This window comes from Chryseobacterium sp. CBo1 (assembly GCF_001693475.1).
GTDB classification, from domain to species: Bacteria; Bacteroidota; Bacteroidia; order Flavobacteriales; family Weeksellaceae; genus Chryseobacterium; species Chryseobacterium formosense.
This window is the reverse complement of sequence record NZ_MAUH01000056.1, coordinates 52986-75085: the sequence shown is the minus strand read 5'-3', so window position 1 is coordinate 75085 and position 22100 is coordinate 52986. Positions and strand designations below refer to the sequence as shown.

22 protein-coding genes are annotated in these 22100 nt (G+C 34.2%); 5 read left to right on the top strand and 17 right to left on the bottom strand.

All coding sequences use genetic code 11. The features are described 5' to 3' along the window. Positions 1-17: 17 nt before the first annotated feature. The 6 genes from BA768_RS18145 to BA768_RS18120 form a co-directional block, all read right to left on the bottom strand. Positions 18-2411 carry a 3-hydroxyacyl-CoA dehydrogenase/enoyl-CoA hydratase family protein gene (locus BA768_RS18145; RefSeq protein ID WP_065721896.1) on the bottom strand — a complete coding sequence of 798 codons (2394 nt, stop codon included), beginning with the start codon at positions 2409-2411 and terminating at the stop codon, positions 18-20. A gap of 12 nt (positions 2412-2423) precedes the next feature. Further along, complete coding sequence (locus tag BA768_RS18140; RefSeq protein ID WP_034676401.1) at positions 2424-2873, bottom strand: MarR family winged helix-turn-helix transcriptional regulator; 450 nt, start codon at positions 2871-2873, stop codon at positions 2424-2426. Positions 2874-3039: 166 nt separating this feature from the next. Further along, positions 3040-3963 carry an ABC transporter ATP-binding protein gene (locus BA768_RS18135; RefSeq protein WP_065721895.1) on the bottom strand — a complete coding sequence of 308 codons (924 nt, stop codon included), beginning with the start codon at positions 3961-3963 and terminating at the stop codon, positions 3040-3042. 98 nt (positions 3964-4061) lie between these two features. Beyond that, a complete protein-coding gene (locus tag BA768_RS18130; protein ID WP_065721965.1) occupies positions 4062-4439 on the bottom strand; it encodes a GxxExxY protein in 378 nt (125 codons plus the stop codon). A gap of 235 nt (positions 4440-4674) precedes the next feature. After that, positions 4675-5646 carry a FecCD family ABC transporter permease gene (locus tag BA768_RS18125; protein ID WP_065721894.1) on the bottom strand — a complete coding sequence of 324 codons (972 nt, stop codon included), beginning with the start codon at positions 5644-5646 and terminating at the stop codon, positions 4675-4677. A gap of 16 nt (positions 5647-5662) precedes the next feature. After that, positions 5663-6223, bottom strand: a complete 561-nt coding sequence (locus tag BA768_RS18120; RefSeq protein ID WP_065721893.1) for a TlpA family protein disulfide reductase — start codon at positions 6221-6223, stop codon at positions 5663-5665. 31 nt (positions 6224-6254) lie between these two features. On the opposite strand from BA768_RS18120, the gene BA768_RS18115 reads away from it, so the two are divergent. Together BA768_RS18115 and BA768_RS18110 are read left to right on the top strand one after the other, a co-directional pair. Then, positions 6255-7379, top strand: coding sequence for a ferredoxin--NADP reductase (locus tag BA768_RS18115; RefSeq protein WP_065721892.1), 1125 nt, complete (start codon positions 6255-6257; stop codon positions 7377-7379). Further along, a complete protein-coding gene (locus BA768_RS18110; protein ID WP_051882777.1) occupies positions 7376-7993 on the top strand; it encodes a vancomycin high temperature exclusion protein in 618 nt (205 codons plus the stop codon). Before BA768_RS18115 ends, BA768_RS18110 begins: the two co-directional genes overlap by 4 nt. On the opposite strand, the gene BA768_RS18105 is transcribed toward BA768_RS18110, so the two are convergent. After that, on the bottom strand, positions 7990-10587 hold the full coding sequence (locus BA768_RS18105) for a BamA/TamA family outer membrane protein (RefSeq protein WP_065721891.1): 2598 nt from the start codon (positions 10585-10587) through the stop codon (positions 7990-7992). The genes BA768_RS18110 and BA768_RS18105 overlap by 4 nt on opposite strands. Here BA768_RS18105 and BA768_RS18100 point away from each other — a divergent pair. Then, on the top strand, positions 10573-11298 hold the full coding sequence (locus tag BA768_RS18100; protein WP_065721890.1) for a TrmH family RNA methyltransferase: 726 nt from the start codon (positions 10573-10575) through the stop codon (positions 11296-11298). The two genes, BA768_RS18105 and BA768_RS18100, sit on opposite strands and share 15 nt — an antisense overlap. 71 nt (positions 11299-11369) lie before the next feature. Here BA768_RS18100 and BA768_RS18095 read toward each other — a convergent pair whose 3' ends face one another. The 5 genes from BA768_RS18095 to porQ form a co-directional block, all read right to left on the bottom strand. Next, positions 11370-11867, bottom strand: coding sequence for a phosphoribosyl-ATP pyrophosphatase (locus BA768_RS18095; protein WP_065721889.1), 498 nt, complete (start codon positions 11865-11867; stop codon positions 11370-11372). 3 nt (positions 11868-11870) lie between these two features. After that, positions 11871-12179: a phage holin family protein gene (locus tag BA768_RS18090; RefSeq protein WP_065721888.1), complete on the bottom strand. Its 309-nt coding sequence runs from the start codon at positions 12177-12179 to the stop codon at positions 11871-11873. 79 nt (positions 12180-12258) lie between these two features. Continuing rightward, positions 12259-12609, bottom strand: coding sequence for a YtxH domain-containing protein (locus BA768_RS18085; RefSeq protein WP_034676384.1), 351 nt, complete (start codon positions 12607-12609; stop codon positions 12259-12261). An 80-nt stretch (positions 12610-12689) separates the two neighbouring features. Then, positions 12690-13376, bottom strand: a complete 687-nt coding sequence (gene cmk / locus BA768_RS18080; protein ID WP_065721887.1) for a (d)CMP kinase — start codon at positions 13374-13376, stop codon at positions 12690-12692. 80 nt (positions 13377-13456) lie between these two features. Continuing rightward, positions 13457-14449, bottom strand: coding sequence for a type IX secretion system protein PorQ (gene porQ, locus BA768_RS18075; RefSeq protein ID WP_034676380.1), 993 nt, complete (start codon positions 14447-14449; stop codon positions 13457-13459). Positions 14450-14615: 166 nt separating this feature from the next. Here porQ and pyrH point away from each other — a divergent pair, with 166 nt between their 5' ends. Both pyrH and frr read left to right on the top strand, forming a co-directional pair. Continuing rightward, the gene (pyrH, locus tag BA768_RS18070) at positions 14616-15323 is read left to right on the top strand and encodes a UMP kinase (RefSeq protein WP_034676378.1); all 708 of its coding nucleotides are present in this window, start codon (positions 14616-14618) and stop codon (positions 15321-15323) included. Between the two features lie 141 nt (positions 15324-15464). After that, entirely contained in the window at positions 15465-16019 is a 555-nt protein-coding gene (frr, locus tag BA768_RS18065; RefSeq protein ID WP_065721886.1) for a ribosome recycling factor, read from the top strand. A 52-nt stretch (positions 16020-16071) separates the two neighbouring features. Here the strand turns inward: frr and BA768_RS18060 are convergent, their stop codons facing one another. The 5 genes from BA768_RS18060 to BA768_RS18040 all read right to left on the bottom strand — a co-directional run bounded on the left by BA768_RS18060 (position 16072) and on the right by BA768_RS18040 (position 22008). Next, entirely contained in the window at positions 16072-16719 is a 648-nt protein-coding gene (locus BA768_RS18060; protein WP_065721885.1) for a hypothetical protein, read from the bottom strand. Positions 16720-16766: 47 nt separating this feature from the next. Next, entirely contained in the window at positions 16767-17114 is a 348-nt protein-coding gene (locus tag BA768_RS18055; protein WP_034676371.1) for a hypothetical protein, read from the bottom strand. Positions 17115-17245: 131 nt separating this feature from the next. Further along, complete coding sequence (locus BA768_RS18050; protein ID WP_065721884.1) at positions 17246-18700, bottom strand: LptF/LptG family permease; 1455 nt, start codon at positions 18698-18700, stop codon at positions 17246-17248. Positions 18701-18767: 67 nt separating this feature from the next. Further along, positions 18768-19415, bottom strand: coding sequence for a LolA family protein (locus tag BA768_RS18045; protein ID WP_034676366.1), 648 nt, complete (start codon positions 19413-19415; stop codon positions 18768-18770). 70 nt (positions 19416-19485) lie between these two features. Further along, the gene (locus BA768_RS18040; protein ID WP_065721883.1) at positions 19486-22008 is read right to left on the bottom strand and encodes a DNA translocase FtsK; all 2523 of its coding nucleotides are present in this window, start codon (positions 22006-22008) and stop codon (positions 19486-19488) included. Positions 22009-22100: the final 92 nt, after the last annotated feature.

The following is a 22100-nucleotide window of genomic DNA, read 5'->3' as shown; positions in this document are numbered from 1 at the left end:
TCCTACGGAGCTCCCTATTAATTTCTCAAAGGTTTACCATTCTGTAACATGTACTGAATTCTCTCCAATGTTTTTCTTTCGCCACAAAGCTGTAAGAATGTTTCTCTTTCAAGATTCAATAAATACTGTTCAGTAACGACAGTCGGTTCAGAAAGGTTTCCTCCAACCATAACGTTAGCTAACTTATCTGCAATTTTTTTGTCGTGTGCAGAGATGAAGTTTCCGGTTAACATCTGGTCAGTTCCAACATAGAACATTCCCAATGCATCTTTACCCAAAACTTTTACTTTTTGTTCGATAGGTTGAGTGTATCCGTGTTCTGCTAAACTTATTGCCAGCATTTTTGCTGTTTTAATCTGTGTTCTTTTATCAACAGCAACGATATCTTTTCCTTTTTCAAGAATTCCCATATCGTAGGCTTCATAAGCAGAAGTTGCTACTTTACCCATCGCGATATTCATGAAAGCTTCACGAAGTCTGTTGTTTTTAACATCATCACTGTGGAATTCTCTTGAGGTTCTCAATGTCAATTCTTTCGTTCCGCCACCGCCGGGAATTACACCCACTCCGGTTTCAACCAATCCGATATAAGTTTCTGCTGCTGCAACCACTCTGTCAGCATGCATGGTCATTTCACAACCACCGCCAAGCGTCATTCCGTGAGGAGCAACCACCACAGGAATAGAAGAATAACGCACTCGCATCATCGATTTTTGGAAATAAGCGATTGCCATATTCAAATCATCCCAATCCTGTTCGATAGCCATCATTAAAATCATCGCTAAATTCGCTCCAACAGAGAAATTTGTCCCTTGATTTCCGATAACTAAACCGTCATATTCTTTTTCAGCTAAATCGATCGCTCTGTTCAATCCATCCAGAACTTCTCCTCCAAGAGAATTCATTTTAGAACGGATTTCGAAGTTGATAATTCCGTCGCCAAGATCTTCAATCGATGCACCGGAATTACTCCAAAGCGTTTTGTTTTTTCTGATATTATCTAAAATAATAAAAGCTTCCTGACCCGGAATTTTGTTGTATTCTCCTGAGTTTTTATCAACATAAATACTTTGTCCTTCATCATTTACTTTATAGAAAGTCTCTACATTTTTAACCCAGTCTGAAACTTCATAACCCGCATCTTTAGCCAATTCAATACCTTTTTGAACACCAACGGCATCCCAGATTTCAAACGGACCGTTTTCCCAACCAAAACCTGCTCTCATCGCATCATCAATCTTATAAACTTCATCAGAAATTTCTGGAACTTTATGCGAAACATAAGCAAATAACGCCCCTAAAGATTTTCTGTAAAGCTCTCCGGCTTTATCTTTTCCACCAATTAAGACTTTAAATCTGTCAATTGGCTTATCAATATTTTTAGTTAATTCTAATGTTGGGAAAGAAGATTTTCCCTGAAGTTCGTATTCTAAAGTATCAAGATTTAATCCGTGAATTTCAGATTTTCCTTCTGCATTTTTTACTTTTTTGTAGAAACCTTGCTCAGTTTTTGAACCTAACCATTTATTATCAACCATTTTCTGGATGTAACCTGGAAGGGCAAAAACATCATTGAAATTATTCGCTTCAACACCACTGTTACGGACTCCATTTGCAACCATTACCAACGTATCTAGACCAACAACATCAGCTGTTCTGAACGTAGCAGATTTTGGACGACCAATAACAGGACCTGTCAATTTATCAACTTCAGAAACGGTTAAACCTAATTTTTGAACGTTATGAAGCAAATCCATCATTGAGAAAACCCCGATTCTGTTCGCAATAAACGCAGGAGTATCTTTAGCTAAAACGGTTGTTTTACCTAAGAATTTTGCTCCATAATTCATGTAGAAATCAATAATTTCCGAATTTGTATCGTTTGTAGGAATAATTTCTAAAAGAGGAAGATATCTTACAGGATTAAAAAAGTGCGTTCCTGCAAAATAATGTTTGAAATCATCGCTTCTTCCTTCCACCAACATATTAATTGGAATACCGGAAGTGTTTGAAGAAACTAAAGTTCCCGGCTTTCTGAACTGTTCGATTTTTTCGTAAACTGATTTTTTGATGTCTAGTTTTTCAACTACCACTTCAATAATCCAGTCTGTATTTTTTATTTTTGGTAAATCATCATCAAAATTTCCAACTTTAATTCTATCTGCGAATTTAGGAGAATAGAGTAGAGCCGGGCTTGCTTTTTTCAGTTTTTCAAAGTTTTCGGAAGCGATTCTGTTTCTTACCGCTTTGTCATCTTTGGTCAAACCTTTTTTCTGTTCTGCTTCAGTTAAATCAAAAGGGACGATATCTAAAAGCGAAACTTCTACGCCAATATTAGCGAAGTGAGCCGCAATACCGCTTCCCATAATTCCTGAACCAAGAACTGTAACGTGTTTGATTCTTCTGTTCATATTTTATTTATTTTATTTTCTGTTGTTGAGATCGTTTGAAATTTTCATGATTTCGGACATTACTTCTTTGAAAATTTCTAATTTTTCGGGAGTAATTTTCTCCATTACTTTTTTGTTGAAGTTGACAACAACTTCTTTAGACATGTTTCTGGAATTCAAGCCTTTATCGGTCAATTTGATAATCACTTCACGTTTGTCGGTAGTCGTTTTTTCTTTATAGATATAACCGTTATCTTCCAGAAGCTTAATAATTCTCGTTAATGAAGTTGGCTCAATGGCCATTTTAGGGCCAAGATTTGTACTTCTTGTGCCTTCTTTGGGATCAATTTTTAAAAGGGTAAGTGCCTGTACAGCAGTAGAATCATATTCCTGAGCAAGATCTGAGTACATTTTTTGTACAGAAATCCAGGTCTGTTTCAGAATAAGATCAATATTTTCTGTTTTTTCCTTATTGTTATCCATGTTATTTTGCTCAAATGGTTTTACTCAAATATAGCAAATATTATGCATGCATAGTATTTATTAACGTTAAAATTCGTTAACAAACTGATAATAAGATAATTAAATTATATGATTTGCATAATACTATGCATGCATAGTATATGAAGTTTGTAATGAAAAACAAGTATTAATAAATGGTTTTCACGAAATTAACCATTTCTTCAAAGGATTCGCATTCTTTTTTTACAGATTCGTTGGAAATTAACCAAAACTTATCTTGAAATTCAAAATTTAAGGAAGAAAGATCTTTTTGAAAGTTTTTTTGAAGTAAAGAATACAACATTTCTTTATAAAAATTCGGTGCAATAATTTTTGGAGCAACAAAATTTTCATTAATTTGAAACAAAGACGCATTCGTCAGTTCTTCATGTTGCAGCAAAATATCCTCTACAATTCCGGAGTATAATTGATTGTCTTTTACATACCATATTTTATCAGCAAACTCTTTAGCTAAACGCCAATCGTGAGATGAAAATAGAATCAACTTATTCTGTTCCTGTGCTAATTTTCGAAGCGTTTTTAAAATAATAATTTTATTTTTTTCATCTAAATGCGTTGTGGGTTCGTCCAGAATAATGATAGGTGAGTTCTGCGTTAGAGCTCTTCCAATAAAGGCTTTTTGCAGGTTTCCATCTGAAAGATTTTTAAGCAAAGTATTTTTATACTGAACTAAATCAAGTTCTTCGATAATATGTAAAACTTCTTCTCTATCTTCTTTTTTAAGGTCAAAATAAAACGGATAATAAATATATTTTCCCAACGAAATCAGATCTTCTACCGTATAATTCTGTGGAATAATAGACTTTGAAAAAACAACAGCAATATATTCAGCAATTTCTTTAACGGAAAGATGTTGCACTTTTTTATGATTAATAGAAATTTCTCCGCTTAAAATTGGAATCTGATGTAAAATAGATTTAATTAAAGTGGTTTTCCCGACACCGTTGTTACCAATCAGTAAGCATACTTCTCCTAAATTCAAATGTGCGTTTGCATTTGAAATTAAAGTTTTGTTGTAGCCGATGTCTGCTTGGTTGATCTGTAGGTGCATTTTTGTTGGGTTTTTCGCAAAGGCGCAAAGTTTATTTTACAAACATACTGTTTTAAGGTGCAAGGAATTTGACTTTGTCAAATTTTAATGCTGATTATTTATATAAAGTTTACAATTCTTGTAACTCCATTTTTGAAAAGATCATTTTGAAAATTGATTAATAATCCTAATTTACAATTTGTCATTTTCAAATAAGTTAAAAGTTGGGCTTTATGTGTTGAATTAATATAATCAACTGTTTTTATTTCTAAAATTAATTTGTTCTCAACAATCATGTCTAATCTGAAAGCATTTTCAATTTTTAATTCTTCATAGATAATTGGAAGAAGTTTTTGTTTTTCAACGAAGAGCCCAGCTTTTGTCAATTCATAAAACATACATTCTTCATAAACATGTTCAAATAACCCTGCTCCAAGTTTTTTATGTATTTTTAATCCTGTCTCAAAGACAACCTTTGATAATTCGTTTTCTGTCATTTGTGTTCTATTTTTATTTTGCCCTTTGTTGGTTTGTCGCAAAGGCGCAAATGTTTTAATCTTCAATCTGTTCTAAGGCGCAAGAAAATCAAAGATTTTCAGCAAGTGTTGTATCAAAATTAATTCAGCAATAACTTTACAAGACTAAATTTTATCAAAGATAAAATCCTTGCGTCTTAAAAACGTAAACATATAAAAAAAATCTTTGCGCCTTTGCGAAAAAACCAACAAAAAGCTAGACTTTATTCTGTCTCAAAAGCATCATCAAAATTACAGGTATTCCAAAAACCGAGCTTATCACATTCAATGGAATTTGTGTTTTTTCTGCGATGATGGAAAAAAGCAACATAATCAATATTCCCAAAAACATATTCAGAATCCATTGTTGCCAAAGTTTTGCAGGATTATAAATCAACCTGCAAAAATGCGGAACAATAATTCCAATGAATAAAATAGGTCCTAAAAATGCCGTCACTGAAGCTGAAAGAAGGGAAGAAGCTACAATTATGAATATCTTCAGCTGATTTAGATTAACTCCCAAACTTTGTGCATAAGATATTCCCAATGAATTTCCGATTAGAGGTTTTATACTTTTAAAACAGATAAATAATCCGATTAAAACTAAAATTGACAATACATAAACTTGGTTTCTCGTCACCATATTATTCGCCCCAAAAGACCATAAAATATAGTTTTTCAGACTTTGATTTTCAGCATAAAACTGAAGCAAAGAAACAATTGCTCCTGCAAAAGCCGAGACAAGAAAACCAAAGATGATTAAATAAGATTTATCCTGAAATTTATTCGACATCGATAATAAAACCAACATCAAAACTAAGCTTCCGATAATTGATGATAAACTGAGAAAACTGTTTTGAAGAAATTCAGGAAGATCAATATTATACGAGAAAAAAATATAAAAAGCTACCGACAAACTTGCCACAGAAGTAATTCCGAGAATATCGGGTCCGGCTAAAGGATTCTGAAAATATTCCTGCATCAGAAAACCGGAGGTCGGAATTGAAATTCCTGCTAAAAGCATTACTAGAACACGATTTATACGGATTTCAGCAATCTGGCTGTTGGATGATTCTGCAAAAAAATCCTGAAAATTCAAACTTAAAAATCCTGTGTTCAGATTAATAATCGCTGTTAAAATAATGGCGATCAGTAAAAGAAAACACAGGATTTTAAATTTTGTAGACATTATTGAAGTCTGCAGTTTATTTTAAAAGAGAATTAATCTTCTCATTAAGCTGTTCTTTACTCATCATTCCCAAAGTTTCATCGGTTTTATCCCCTTTTCTCATAAATGTGAAAGGAATAGCTCCGCCGTCCCATTGTTTAAAATTAGAAGCGAAAAAATTCTGATCGAGCAATTGTCCGTCTAAAAGAACGGTGTGATTCTGAATTCCGTGTTCTTGTGTAAAACGAGGGACTTCTGTATTCCAGATTGCCTTTTGGTCTAAGCTGACAAATGTAATTTTTACAGGCTTGTCTTTCAGTTCTTCAATTTTCTCTTTAAAATGAGGAATTTCTCTTACACACGGTCCGCACCAGGTTGCGAAGAAATTGGTTACATACAGCGTATCATTTTTTTTCTGCAGATAATCTGAAGCTTGCTGTACCGATAAATATTTTATAGAATTATTTGCAGCTACAGGTTCCGAAACATCAATTTCTGTAGAATCTATCGAACTGATGTTCTCTTCAGTTTTTTCAGCTTCTTTTTTACAGCTTGCAAGCATTGCAACTAAAAGAGTGGATAAAATTATCTTTTTCATAAATTATTTTTCTCTATTTTTGATTTGCAGTATGAAAGAACACATCTACAAAGGGAAACTGATAAAGTTTCATCGGTTAAAAATAGCTAAAAAAGAGAACCTGACCAAAAATACTTTTTCTCTTGAGCTTGAAATTCCTGAGGATTTGAAGGGAAATTTCGAATTTGAGGCGGGACAGTTTGTCAGTGTGAAATTTCAGTCTCATGGTAAGGAAATTATCAATGATTACTCAATGACATCTGCTCCGTACGAGAAAAAGATTTGTCTCGGAATTAAAGTTAATTCTGAGAACGGAGCCACCTCGGAATTGTATGCAAACTATAATATTGGTGATGAACTTTGGGTAAGTGAACCAAGCGGAAGATTTACGTTGGTTTCAAAACCAAGTGAGTTCAGAACGATTATAGGTTTTGCTGCAGGTATCGGAATTACGCCGATTTTAAGTCATTTTAAAAATATTCTTCATAACGAACCACGAACAAGATTGTTTTTGTTTTTTGGAAATAAGAGTTCTGAAGATTTAATTTACAGAGATGCTTTGGATAATCTTGCAAGAATGCATGGAGACAGACTGCAGATTTTTTATTTTTATTCTCAGGAAAAAACTGCCAATTCTTTCTTTTACGGAAGATTGGATGAAAAAAAGTTAAGTTTAATTATCAATCAGATTCTGCATCTGGATGATACCGATGAAGAATCGACAATTTGGGATGCTGTAGATGATGTTTTGATCTGCGGAAAAGGAGAGATGATCAAAGCTTTGGCAAATGCCTGTTATCATCACGGAATTCCGAAAAAAAACATCCATTTTGAATTGTTTGAAGAATTTAATGATGATATTTATCCGATAGAAAAAGAGTTTCCGCTGATTACTGATGTTCGCATTGATTTTAAAATGTTTGGAAAAGAATATCAGACTCAACTTGACGATAACAGAGAAAAAATTCTGCAACAGTTGTTATTAAAAGGTTTTCCTGTTCCATACTCTTGTAAGTCAGGAATTTGCGGCAGCTGTGAATGCAATCTTGAAGAAGGCGAAGTAGAATTACTCGAAAATGAATATTTAACAGAAAAAGAAGAAGCCAACGGAAAAATTTTAGCATGCATGTCGATTGCTAAAACAAAGAAAATAAAACTTAACTTTGATTTTAATTGAGAATCATCCGAAACATATTTAAATTTATTTTCGGGTCAGCAGAAATTGTTTTTCTTCTGATCTGCTTATCTAATGCGTGGGTTTTCGGATTGACCAACGGAAGAACTTATACCAAAATCTCAAAGATTCCGCCGCGTGAAGTAGCTTTAGTTTTAGGAACTTCTCCAAGAATGCGTTCCGGACTTTCCAATCCTTACTTTACCAAAAGAATGGATGCGACAGCTTTGTTGTATCATCACGGGAAAATTAAAAAAATCATCGTAAGCGGAGAAAAAAGTAAAGGATATAACGAACCTGCCGCAATGAAAAATTACCTCATTTACCAGGAAGGTGTTCCTGAAGAAATCATTATTGAAGACCCTGAAGGTTTTAATACTTATAAGAGCATTTTACGCTGTAAAGATGTATACAAAACAAAAAATGTGATCATTGTTTCGCAGGGATTTCACAACTTAAGAGCTTTATTTTTTGCACGAAACAACAATATGAATGCTTTGGGTTTTGATGCGCAAGACGTTACAAAACCTGAAAGCTATTACAGAAACCAATCCCGCGAAATTATCGCAAGAGTGGCTGCTGTTATATATTTTACTTTGGGAATTTCTCCTGATTAGAAAGGATATCCGAAGGCGATATTCAGTGTCGGCTTCAAAGGTTTAATATCATTGAATCTCCATTTTTCACCATCCGGTTTGTTCGGATCATAGATTTTGTAGGCTAAATCTACTCTTAAAGTAATGTAAGCAACATTTACTCTCAGACCAAATCCGCTACCAATCCCCATTTCTCTGATGAATTTATTGAATTTAAACTGATCGTCAAAACCATTATTCTCCGTATTCCAAACGTTTCCTATATCCGTAAAAAGGGCTCCTTCATACATATTAGTAAACGGAATTCTGTATTCGATATTTGTAGTAAGTTTTACATTTCCCATCAGATAAGTACGTACTCTTTCGTCAATCTGAGATCCCCCCGGACCTAAACCTCCGAAAGCAACCCAGGCTCTAATGTCATTCGCTCCACCATTAAAATATGATCTTACAAAAGGCATTGCCGATGAATTTCCGTACGGAACGCCTAAACCTATGAACTGACGCAGTACCAAAGATTGATTTCCATTAAACCTGAAATATTTTCTTACATCAAAATCGAATTTCACAAACTGTGCATACGGAATTCCGAAAATTGTACGTTCCGGACTTCTCAGAATCCCACTGTTATCTTCTCTTTTCTGATTAAAAAGACTCGGTATATTTCCTGCTAATTCTACTTTTCCGTTAAAGTAAAAAGCATTCGGATAATCTTTCTTCCCGATTTCATTATAAATAAAATTATAAACCATGGAAGAGATCAGAACGTCCTGAGTTTGTCGGTCTTTATTAACAAGTGTTCCTGTGAAGTCCAAAAGCCTGTCTGCTTTTTCTACATCCAAAGTTGCAACATAATCAAGATCTTCGATGATTTTCTGTGAAATTTCATCTCGGGTAAATTCTCCAGCCTCGAATTGTTGTCCTAACTGTGGGTTATAAGCAAAATAATCTGCGAATGCAGCACGTCTGATATTATCGTCTCCTACAAAGAAATCGTAGTAACTGTCTTTATTTTTTGTTAAACTGAAAAGGGTATTAAATAAAGTCAATCTATGAGACACCTGATCGTTCACGTTGGCAAAATAATTTAAACCTGTATTGAAGTTCGTTCTTCCCAAGCCGATATTATTCTGCACCGAAGCTCCTAAAACGATCGAAGAAGTAGGAGTATATCTTTTAGGAATCAGTTTATAATAATTGAACGGAAGAAGTAATCGAGGAAAACTTAAGGATGCCTGCGCAGAAATTTCAGAGGCCCAGATTCTTTTATCAAGATTTTTCGGGTCTACAACACGTCCGATCGTTCCTGCCAAACTGGTTGAAAGGTTTTCTGCACCGCCAAAAACATTTCTAGTGGTTAAATCTACAGACGGAGAAATACCCCAATTTAAAAACTGAGAATAATTCAAATCTGTAGCCACTTTCAGATCATATTTATCAAGCGGTTTAAGTACATATAAAACATCAACAATACTGTCATTGGGAGCTGTTACACCGCCTTGTCTCAGAGAATCTCTTGCTTTCAGAATACTGAAGTTGTTCATTGCAAGAATATTTCTCTTGGTAAGATCCAGTTTACTTTGGTCATAAATTCCTTTATTGTCAACAATAATCGTTCTCCACAAAGCAGAGGTCTTATAGTTATCGTTTACTTTGTGGAATCTTATTCTTCTCAAGCTATCTTTTACCGTCCTTCTAGGGAAATCTCTGTTTCTGTTGACAATGGCAATATCAACATTTCCGAAAGTTGCTCTTTTGTATGGACGATCAGCAGAATCTTTATGAATCTCCAAAACAAGCGGCACTTCTTTTCTGCTTTTCAATGAATCTGCGATGAAACCTACTTCATCATTTCCTGCGTTGAATCTATAATATCCACTTTTACGCATCAGATCATTCAATCGGGTAATTTCTTTTTCGAGTACGGTCTGATCTAATACCTGTCCTTTTCGCACAAGACTTTCATTAATGTTTTGCTGAAAAAGACTTTTGATCCCCGGATCTGTAATATTATAATAATACTCTTTAATATTGGTGGGAGTATTGTGTTTTATTGAATATTGTACAGATGCTTTTTTATTTGCAGAATCAAGTTTGTGGGCATATTTCACTTCAGAATCCCAGAAACCTCTGTAAGTCATTCTTTTTTCAATAGACTCTGCACTTTTTTCAGTTCTTGTCTGATCTAAAATAACCGGCGGAGTTCCCCAGTTGTGATACAATCTGTCCATGAAAAGACTTTTCCCGACACTGCTTTGCATATTGTATTTGATGAAAAGAGAATCCCGAAGTTTCTGATTTCTCATTTCACTCGGGTAAGTCATGTATTCGTTGAGAATCGTATCATATTTAGGATTTGCCGCATTGTATAAAAGAAGACTCAAAGGCATGAAAAGCAATTGCTTTTTATTCGGTTTTTGCTGCACATAATCTTTCAGTTCTTCATCGAAAAACTGTTTTTTATCTTCAAACTCGAAGTTGTTTTTGGTAAGCAGATATTCACCGTCCGGAACTTTCTTCGTGGTACTGCAGGCATAAAGTAAACCTACAAATGTTGCAAAAGAAATAATTTTATAATACTTTTGAGGAGAATTCTTATAATGCTTACAGCTCATACAATTAAAATTTTACAATCTTTAGATAAAAAGAAGTTCAGGCAAAAATACAATTTGTTTTTGGTTGAAGGGAATAAAACTATTCTTGAACTTCCTAATTCTAACTTTAAAATTAAAGAAATATTTTCTACAGAACCTAACAATTTTCTGTCCAAAGATGTACAATTCACACACATCTCTGAAAATGAACTTAAAAAAATCAGTTTTCTGAGAAATCCTAAAGATTCTGTGGCTGTTTGTGAACTTTTAGAAGAGTCACAATTTGAAGATAAAAACTTTCAATTGGTACTGGATGGAATTCAGGATCCGGGAAATCTCGGAACAATTATCCGTTTGGCAGACTGGTTCGGAATTGAACAGATTATCTGCAGCGAAGATACCGTAGATTTTTATAATCCTAAAGTAATCCAGGCAACGATGGGTTCTTTTACCAGAGTAAATATCGTCTACTGTGATTTGGTTGAATATCTTTCAAACACCGAAAACCTGAATGTAGGGACTGATATGGAAGGGGAAAATATCTACCAATTTGAAAAACCCAATAAAATCAATTTAATTTTAGGAAACGAAGGAAACGGAATGCGCGATGAAACAGAAAATCTTCTTCAGAAAAAAATAAGCATTCCAAGATTCGGAAAATCGCAGTCGACAGAAAGCTTAAATGTTTCTATGGCAGCCGGAATTATTTTGGGACAGCTCTTCAAAGATTGAGAGCTGTAGAGTCGGAGAGTGGAAGGGTAATTAACATACTCAAACACGCATTCACTCTCCAACTCCAAAACTCATATAAGTTGCTCCATACTGGATACACTTTTTGTTTTTTGGTAATTTTCCAACTTTTTGCGGACATATTTTAAAGCAATCGGTGCTACATAAATCAATGCTGCTCCCAAAAGTTTTTTCTTCCAGTTGGAACTTTTCATATTTTTTTTGGCATAATTGGCAACCAAAGCAGTTACTCCCAATTTGATAAGCCCGTCTACAGCATTTCCGCTGAAAGCAGAACTTGCCAAACCTACTGCCGCATTTTTGCTCAAAAGCATATCTTTAACTTCGGAAGTAAGTTGCTTAGCAATAACATCTTTTCTGATAACCGTTTTTTCTTCGCCGTCTTCATCTACTTTCTCCTGCAAATACTGATCGCTGAGACCGTTTGTAAACGCACTGAGACTTTCTTTGGTGTTTTTAAATGTAAGAAGTGCTTCCAAATCTTTAATTTCACCTTTTAAAAGTCTTTTTTTTCTTTTAAGTTCTTCCAGACTCTCGTAATTTCTGCCCATAGTTTAGTGATTTAAAAATTCGATTACTTTATTTGCGACCATATGCACGATTTTCTTCTTAAAGGTAACAACTAAAAGCATTATAACAAAATAAAACGTTGCTACAATCAGAAATCCGTAAGAGGTATTATTGAGTGCTTTTCCCAGCAGAAACGCCAATCCGAAATTAAAAAGAATGATAAAAAAGCCAAAAGCTACCAATAATACAACAAGATAGGCAATAACACCTGCGGAAATTGAAGATTTTTCGGTGGCTTCAATTTTTAGCAAATCTATTCTTTTAGATGCATATTCTTTAATAGTTTCAATCATCCTTATTTTTTTTAAAAGTTACAAAAAAAGGAACTCTTTTACCTAAAGTTCCTTTTTTATATTTAAAATAAATTAAATATTAGTTTTTAAGATCGTTCAATCCGGATTCTACATCTTTTACCATATCGGTAGTCTTAGAAACAATTTGATCTTTGTATTTATCATATCCGTCTTTCACGGTATGAGCTACATTATTGGCAGTTTCTTTGAAAGTAGAAGAAATATTGTCATACTGATCTTTTACTTTTTCAGATACTTCACCATATTTATTTTTAGCCTGATCTTTCAGATCGTTCGCTTTTGTTCTGATTTTTTTTCTTGTTTCTTTTCCTTCTTCAGGTGCATAAAGCATTCCTAAAATTACACCTGCTGCAGCACCTGCTAAAAGTCCTGCCAAAATACCTGCTGTATTATTTCCTTTTCTAGACATTTTTTGTTTTTTTTAATAGTTAATAAATACTAGTTTTCGTTTTAAAAGGTTACAATTAACATACCAATCGAGGTTTCTGTCTAATAAAAATTGTTAATTTTTGTAAGATGCTGCAAAATACTTTCAATGGTTTGACTTTTTGTCAGATTTGTATTATCAATGACAATGGCATCTTCTGCCTGTCGCAATGGTGAAATTTCTCTTTCACTGTCTATACGGTCTCTTTCGATAAGATTTTCTCTGACCTGATTTTCATCGGCTTCAAATCCCATTGATAAAAGTTCGTTGTATCTGCGTTTTGTGCGTTCTTCAATACTTGCGGTAAGGAAAAATTTAAAATCCGCATCAGGTAAAACAACTGTTCCGATGTCTCTACCATCCATAATTACACCGCCGTTTCTTGCAATTGATCTTTGTGCTTCAAGCAAAAAATCTCTCACTTCTTTTTGTTTGGCAATTAAACTTACATTATCAGAAACTTCCGCAGTACGGATCTCTTTAGAAACATTTATTTTATTTAAGAATAGAACCAGCTCGTCTTCCTCTTTTTTAAATTCAAGCTCGATAAGATGAAATGATTTGAAAAGTTCTTCTAAATTAATTTCATTCTTGTCATCCACACAGTTCTGCAAAGCAAACCACGTAATCCCACGATACAATGCACCGGTATCTAAATGTACAATACCAAGCTTTTCGGCAATAATTTTTGAGATAGAACTTTTCCCTGTAGAAGAATAGCCATCAATAGCGATTACTGGTTTTTTCATACGACAAATTTCAAGAATTTTTCTGAAAAAATCAAGTAGGTTTCTGGTATTACCTGAATAATTATAAATTTTGAAAGAAATTATTCTCCTCTGTGACCGCTTAAGTCGACAGAAATACCAATTTGGTTGACATTAGAAGAATTATGATATCTCACATGAGCATAATCTAAACGGAACTTGGAAATTTTTATACCAAATCCTCCAGAAAGCCCCGTAAAACTTCTCTGATCCTGAACAACAAGTTCATTTCCGCGTCTTACGTTGTAACCCAATCTGATATTGAATCCTTTTTCAGGAAACAATTCAGCTCCGATTGAAAAGTGATCGGCCAGTTTTCTTCCGAAACCTACTTCTTGTCCGTTCACATTATATTCTTCAGAAATATCAAATTGTTGAAGATCGTGTGCTGTAATGGTTACAGCAAGAGGGAAGTTCTTTAATATTTTAGTATAACCCAAATCTATTCTGAATGGAAGATTTTCCCGCTCTCCGTTGAAAGATTTAAACTGATATCCGAAGTTTCTGAAAACAACAGACGCAACTTCTTTACTTTGTTTATTGTGGTAAGTAATTCCTGCAGTTCCCGATAAAGCGGAAGAAGTGTAGGTATCAATTTTTGAAGTAATAAAATTCAATCCACCACCAATCGTCCAGTCTTCTTCGAACTGATAGGCATAACCGGCTCCAACAGCAACATCTGAAGCAGAAAATTCTCCCATTTCAAAGCCGCTTTCATCGGTTCTCGGAATATTTCCATAGCCTAAATATCGCGCATTCACTGTAACCATATGACCGTTATCAAGATCCTTTGCAAAAGCAATGGTTCCGAATTTGGAGTCGGCAAGATAGGTTGCAGCATTTACTGAAAGCTGTTTGTCGGAATCTTTATTCAGCAAAGCAGGATTGGCAATAGCAAAAGAAACGTCATAATCTCTTATTGTTATTGCATCACCACCTAAAGCAGCCTGTCTTGCTGAGACAGGAATATTTAAGAAAGAATAAACGTTTGTTCCAGTTTGTGCAAATGAAACAATTCCCGAAAGAAATAGTGAAAAAATTAGAACTTTCTTCAAATCATTATTTAATTAATGCAAAAATAATTCTTTTTGCTACTTATCAAAATATTTCGACGATTATTTTATGTATAATATTTTTCTTTTTTCAATATTTATAATGATTATATTTGCAAAGTTAATTTCCGGGGAGATTAATACTTGAAAACTATTATTAAAATTAAAGATGAAATATAAAAGAATCCTTCTGAAACTGAGCGGTGAGGCATTAATGGGGAACAGACAATACGGTATTGATAATGACAGACTGATGGAATATGCTCAGGAGATCAAAAAAGTGGTTGACAGAGGTTGTGAAATCGCAATTGTGATAGGAGGAGGAAATATTTTCCGTGGAGTAGCAGGAGCTGCAAAAGGGATGGACAGAGTGCAGGGTGACTACATGGGAATGCTTGCAACCGTAATCAACGGAATGGCTTTACAAGGGGCTTTGGAAGATGCAGGAATCAAAACCAGATTACAATCTGCCATTGAAATGGATAAAGTGGCTGAACCTTTCATCAAAAGAAGAGCCGTAAGACATCTTGAAAAAGGCAGAGTAGTGATCTTCGGAGCCGGAACGGGAAACCCATATTTCACAACAGATACTGCAGCAACGCTAAGAGCAATCGAAATCGGAGCTGATGTTATTCTTAAAGGAACAAGAGTAGACGGGATCTACGACAGCGATCCTGAGAAAAACGAAAATGCAGTAAAATATAACTCTTTAACTTTCGAAGAAGTTTTTGAAAAAGATCTTAAGGTAATGGATATGACTGCCTTTACTTTAAGCCACGAAAATAAACTTCCAATCATCGTTTTCGATATGAATAAAGACGGTAACCTTCTTAAGATCGTAGACGGAGAAAATATTGGAACATTAGTTGATCTTTAAAAAAGAGCCAAGGAAGAAGAAAAAAGACTCAAGGTGAATTGATGTGATTAAACTGAAATCTGATCTATTATTTACTTTTTTCTTGTATCTTTTAACTTGAATCTTTAACACATGTGTAACATATCAAATTTTATTATAGTAATGGAAGAATTAGATCTTATCGTAGAATCTGTACAACAAGACATGGATGCAGCTATTAAGCATTTGGATCACGCATTTCAAAGAATCAGAGCGGGACGTGCGTCTACAAGCATGGTTCAGGATGTGATGGTAGAATACTACGGTGCTCAAACTCCTCTAAACCAGGTTGCGAACGTTTCTATTCCGGATGCAATGACCATTTCTATTCAACCTTGGGACAGAACTGCGATTAATGCTATCGAAAAAGCGATTATCAATTCTAATTTAGGATTTGCACCTTCTAATAATGGTGAAAACATTATCCTTAATGTACCACCTTTAACAGAGGACAGAAGAAAAGAATTGGCAAAACAGGCTAAAGGGGAAACTGAAGATACAAAAATCGTTGTAAGAAATGCCAGACAAAACGGTTTGAAAGAACTTAAAAAACTAGAAGGTGTTTCTGAAGATTTAGTAAAAAATGTAGAAGCAACTATTCAAGAGCTTACCGATAAATATGTGAAGTCTTGTGACGACCATTTGAAGACGAAGGAAGCTGAAATTATGAAGGTATAATTTTCGGTTTGAAAATAAAAAAAGAGGTTTCAATTGAAGCCTCTTTTTGTTTTTATAGAATACAGTCGGATTTTCCTTTTTTATCCTTGTTCTTCAAAAGAACTTCAAAAGTTTTCTGCAATTCTGAATAAGAACAATTTTTACTCGGAACATTCTGAATATTATCAGGATTCGGATTGTTTTTGGAGCTGGATCTAATGGTATATTTTTTTTCCAGACATTCTATTGCTTTATCGTTTACGATATAGATTCTTTGTTGCTCAATATCATCTTTTGTTTCCGGTTTTTCGGGAGTTCCGCCGTCAAAATTCCAAAGCGTATCATCTTTAAAAATAAAATAAGGCTTCCCGTTTTTCAGATAATAATTTTCTACAGAAGAAAAATGACTGTCACCGTGAAAATGTTTAATGCTTTTCAATTCTCCGTTTGAAGTATAATAAACAACATTTCCCGAAACTTCATTGCATTCATACTCAAAGCCTGTAGAATCGAGCTTTTTAGCAATTAATAGATTATTTAATAAAGTAAATTCAGCTTTGATTTCATCAACCGTTTGCGGAGAATTGTTTTTGTCTAAAGAATCTTTATTTGAAACCGTTTTTAAAGTATCGGTTGAAGATTTTCCTTCTGTTGAATCATTCTTTTTGTTTTCACACGAAAATAACAGAACAACAGCCGGTAATAAAATGAGTTTTTTCATTGATTAATATTTTGCTTTTTTGAGAGCAGCAAAAAATGTGCAATTCTTTATTGACCAACCGGACGATTCCCCGCATAAGCAGGAATAACTACAGCGGCTCCAATGATTCCGACAACCAATCCTAAAGTTTTGCCTGTGCTTGGTTTCAGAATTCTTTTGATCTGGTTCTTTTCTATAGAAATTTCTTTTCCTTCGATACTTCCGGATAAGGAGAGATCATCCTGGTTTAAATATTTAAAAGCCCTTATTTTATTTCCGTCCCCGGTTTCTATAATATAATTTTTATCGGCTTTTAAAACTGAATAGTCAAAATTGTTGTTGCGGCTCACTTTTGTAGAAACACAAGAAGTAAATAATGTTCCGGAAATCAGTATTGCAATTAAAGCTCTTTTCATTTAGTTATAATAAATCTGCTGCGAAAATAATGAAAACAAGAAAAGATAAACAATCTTTGAATATGAATTAAATCGTAATTTTTTAATCAAACTTTATAAAAAAATCCGAAAAATAAATTTCGGATTTAATATTATTGATAACGTTTATGTTCCTTCTGTTTGACAAAAACCCGTGTAATGGGTTTGAAGAATGCTTTGTACTTTTCAGAATCAAACAACTGAGAGTCGGTCAAAGCTTTGTAAGTCATCCAAACTCCAAAAGGGAATAAGATGATATTCGGAAGCCATGCTGCAAGATAAGGACTCATTTTTCCCGACCATGCAACGTTTTCGAAACCAACGTTAATGACATAAAAAATAATGAAAATCACAATCGCAATAATTACAGGAACTCCCATTCCTCCTTTTCTGATAATTGATCCCAAACTCGCCCCGATCATAAAGAAAATAATACAGGTAAAAGAATAAGTAAGAATTCTCTGCTGATAAATAACTACTTTACTGAAATATTTTATACTCGGATCCAGCTCTTTATTTTTGGAATCTAAATTTGCCTTTAAATTATCAAGCCTTGAATAAGCATTACTAAGAATCTGAAGCTTTTTATCTCCTTTTATAGAATCTAATTTGTACTGTGATTTTACCGGAGCTTTGGTTTTATTTTTATCCATGTACGTAACGACAGCATTGGTTTGGCTAATGAGATCATTACTGATATTGTCTACAGTTTTGGTGTTGTCTTTCTTTGCCTTATCAATGGTTTTAAAGAGCTGTGTAAAAGTTTCAAAACGATAATCATCGGTAATCTGTTCTTTTTCGATAGCTTTATCAATAAGCTCACTAATGTCGAAATGGGTAATTAGCGTATCGAATTTTGTTGTCTGATCGGGTTGTTTTGCTCTGACAAGATCTGATTTTCCGGCATGGCTGTCTTCGATGACATATCCATTGTATAAAATCAGCTGCATGAATTTCGGGTTTTTTGCATTGGCAAATTTTCCTTTCTCAGCAACAATGGTTTGTTGATTTTCGAAATTACTCGCTTTTTTATGAATAAAAATACCTTCAAGATCTCTTCCTTCTTCTCCTTTAATTTTATCAAATTTCACCATGAAACCGGGGATCTGATCAATAAATTGTCCGGGCGTAAAATTCAGGGCAGGTTTAGTCTGTGCAATATTAAAAAGCATATTCTTTGCTTTTCTCTGAAAATCCGGAATAATATTATTCGAAAAGAAATAGAGTAGGATAGCCAGAACAGTGGTTACACCTAAAAGCGGCATCATCACACGCGTTAAAGAAATTCCGGCAGCTTTCATTGCAGCAAGTTCGTAACGTTCTCCCAGTTCACCAAAAGACATGATACTCGCCAGGAGAATCGTTAAAGGCAAAACCATACTTACTACACTTACCCCGAGATAAAAAAGGAGCTTCATGATCTGTAACGTCGTTAAACCTTTACCCATAAACTGACCCAGCTGAATCCAGATAATGTTTACAATAAATATAAAAAACAGAACACTGAATATAAATAAAAACGGACCAAAAAAGGTCTTGATGATATATCGGTCTAATATTTTAAACATTCGCCAAAATTAATGAAAAAGCCACAAAGTTTTCTTTGTGACTTTAAATTTTAATATTTATTTAGAATTATAATTCTGTAACCAGATAATTCTTGTATTTATTCTTGTCATAGACAAACATATTCGGATCTAATTGCTGATTTTCTTTATATTCTTTAATAGAAATTACAGAAATGTCTTTGTTGTTTCCAAACTGTTCCAGTTTCAGCATCTGCTTTTTCGATGAATCTACATAAAGATAAATGTATTTCAATCCGTTTGCTTTTACCGGAGTTAATTTAATTAAATCTGCACTTACTCCATCTACTGTTTTTTTACCGCTGTAAGAAACGTTATAATCATTTCTGTATGAAGTAAGATAGTTGATCGGAGAAAACATAGCTGTGTTTGCATTAGGTTTTGCCACTGTTACCTCCATGTCTTCCGTATTGATGTTGTAGATTTTGTTTCCGTCAAAAATCTGCTCGGTTTCCATGATCTTCAACTTATACTTGTCTCCTGCAGAATAATAGATTCCCGGTTCAGTTTTAGAAACAGCTCCGTTCGTTCCGCTTCCGAATGCAAATTTAAAATATGAGTTTTTCTTAGAATTGTAGTTTGCTGTAATATCATCTAAAATTTTCTTTGCTTTAGCATCAATTTTCTGAGCCTCTACAAAACTCATACTTCCCACTACAAATACCCCTAAAACTACTTTTGAAATTATTTTTTTCATTTTATTTTTCTAATTTTTCTATTCTTTAGACTTTCATTCAAACTGAAAGTTAAAAATTATCTTTCTGAATTTAGCTTCGCAAATCTTCCAAAAACTGTTCCAAAGAATGCAGATCACTGATGAGAACTTCTCTTGCTTTGGCTCCATTAAATCCACCAACGATACCGCTTGCTTCAAGCTGATCCATAATTCTTCCGGCTCTGTTGTAACCCAATTTCAATTGTCTCTGAAGCATAGAAGTAGAACCTTGTTGTGTTGAAACAATAATTCTTGCTGCCTCTTCAAACAAAGCATCTTTTTCATTGGGATCAAACGCGCCAACTGTGCTTGTAGCTTCTTCAGAAACAAATTCAGGAAGTAAGAACGCAGAAGCATACCCTTTTTGTTCACCGATAAACTCAGCCAGTTTTTCAACTTCGGGAGTATCAACAAAAGCACACTGTAATCTTAAAATTTCATTTCCGTTAAAGTAAAGCATATCTCCTTTACCAATCAACTGATCTGCACCCGTAGAATCTAAAATCGTTCTGGAATCCACACTTGAAATCACTCTGAACGCAGCTCTTGCCGGGAAATTCGCTTTAATCATACCGGTAATTACATTTACGGAAGGTCTTTGTGTGGCAACAATTAAATGAATTCCAACTGCTCTTGCCAACTGCGCCAATCTGGCAATCGGAAGTTCAACTTCTTTTCCTGCGGTCATAATTAAATCTGCAAATTCGTCAACGACCAAAACGATGTATGGTAAATAACGGTGTCCGTTTTCAGGATTTAGTTTTCTTTCTGCAAATTTTTTGTTGTATTCTTTTAAGTTTTTACAGAACGCATTTTTAAGCAAATCATAACGCTGATCCATTTCAACGCAAAGAGAATTCAAGGTGTTGATTACTTTATTGGTATCCGTAATAATGGCATCATCAGAATCCGGAAGTTTTGCTAAATAATGTCTTTCAATTTTTGAATATAATGAAAGTTCCACTTTTTTAGGATCCACCATGACGAATTTCAGTTCGCTTGGATGTTTTTTGTAAAGCAGGGATGTAAGGATTGCATTAATTCCGACAGATTTCCCCTGTCCTGTTGCTCCCGCCATCAAAAGGTGAGGCATTTTAGACAAATCTGCCATAAATACTTCATTTGAAATTGTTTTTCCGAAAACCACAGGCAAATCCATATCGGTATTCTGGAATTTCTGAGAAGCAATAACCGATCTCATAGAAACCATCGTAGGATTTTTTCTCGGAACTTCAATACCAATTGTTCCTTTTCCAGGCATTGGTGCAATAATTCTGATTCCAAGAGCAGAAAGATTCAACGCAATATCATCCTGTAATTTTTTAATGGATGCTACTCTGATTCCTGCTTCGGGAACAATTTCGTACAAAGTAACTGTTGGTCCGATCGTCGCCTTAATTTCAGCAATTCCAACGTTGAAGTTCTTTAAAAGACCAACAATTTTATTTTTATTTTCCTCTAATTCTTCTTTATTGATTGAAATTTCTTCATTTCCATAATCTTTCAATAAATCGATTGGCGGCATTTGGAATTTTGCCAAATCTAAGCGATGATCATACAAGCCATGCTTATCAACCAATTCCTGAGATTGTTTCTCTGAATCATCAACAATATCAATTACGGGAGCAACTTCTACTTTAAATTTAATATCTTCAGTTGCAGGTGCAGAAAAATTAGAATGAACTTCAAAAGCATCTTCCGGTTTTACAGCGGGAATTACTGGTTTTGTATCAAGATTTAAATTAACTGTTTGTGGAATTTCTACTTTTTCGTCTTCAAAAGAAGTCTGATTCGGAGTTACGATGGTTTCAACTTCTGCTTCCTTTTTAGTTTCCTTGAACGGAGATTCTCTTTTTGGAGATTGAATTTCCACGGTCTCAGATAAATCTGTTACTGTAATATTAGAAGGATTTTCGTTGATCTCATCTTCCAATTCCTGGTCTGCATCAAAATTCTGCTCAGAGTTTGGCATCATCGATTTTACTTTTCCTATCGTATTTTCGTTGATAGTATCAAGCTTCGCTTTGATTGAACTCGGGCGAAGATTAAATTCCAGAATAAAATAAAGCGCAATACTCACAATTAAAACAACCCAAAGACCAACACTTCCAATAATTGCAGCCAGAGAATCCATAATCTGGTAACCGTAAACTCCGCTTAAAACACCTTGTCCTTTCGTAATCGCTCCGAATAAAATCGGCAACCAACAGATAAAGAATAAAGAATGCCCGAAAGTCATCCACGGTTTAAAGATTTTTTTCTTTAAAATCATTGTTCCGAAAACCACAAAAAGAAAAGCAATGATGAAAGAAGCGACACCAATGCTTTCGAAAATAAAAATATTTCCGAGCCAATCGCCAAGCTTTCCGAAGATGTTGGATGATTTTATCGTCTTATCAAGCATTGTTCCGGCCTGGCTCTGATCTGCTTTCCAATTCATTAGATAAGAAATAAAAGACAGCGTAAGCACTCCGGCAAAAACAATGAATGTCAATCCGAAAAAAATACGTGATTTTGATAAGATTTTGCCTGTTTCAGGCGTCTGTGTTTGATTTTTCTGTGATTTCTTTTCCATAATGTCAGTCTGCGCAAATTTAATGTTTTTTTTAGATTTTAAATATTTTTTAGAGGAAAACACGTTTGTTTTTTGATGTGATATTTCATGAA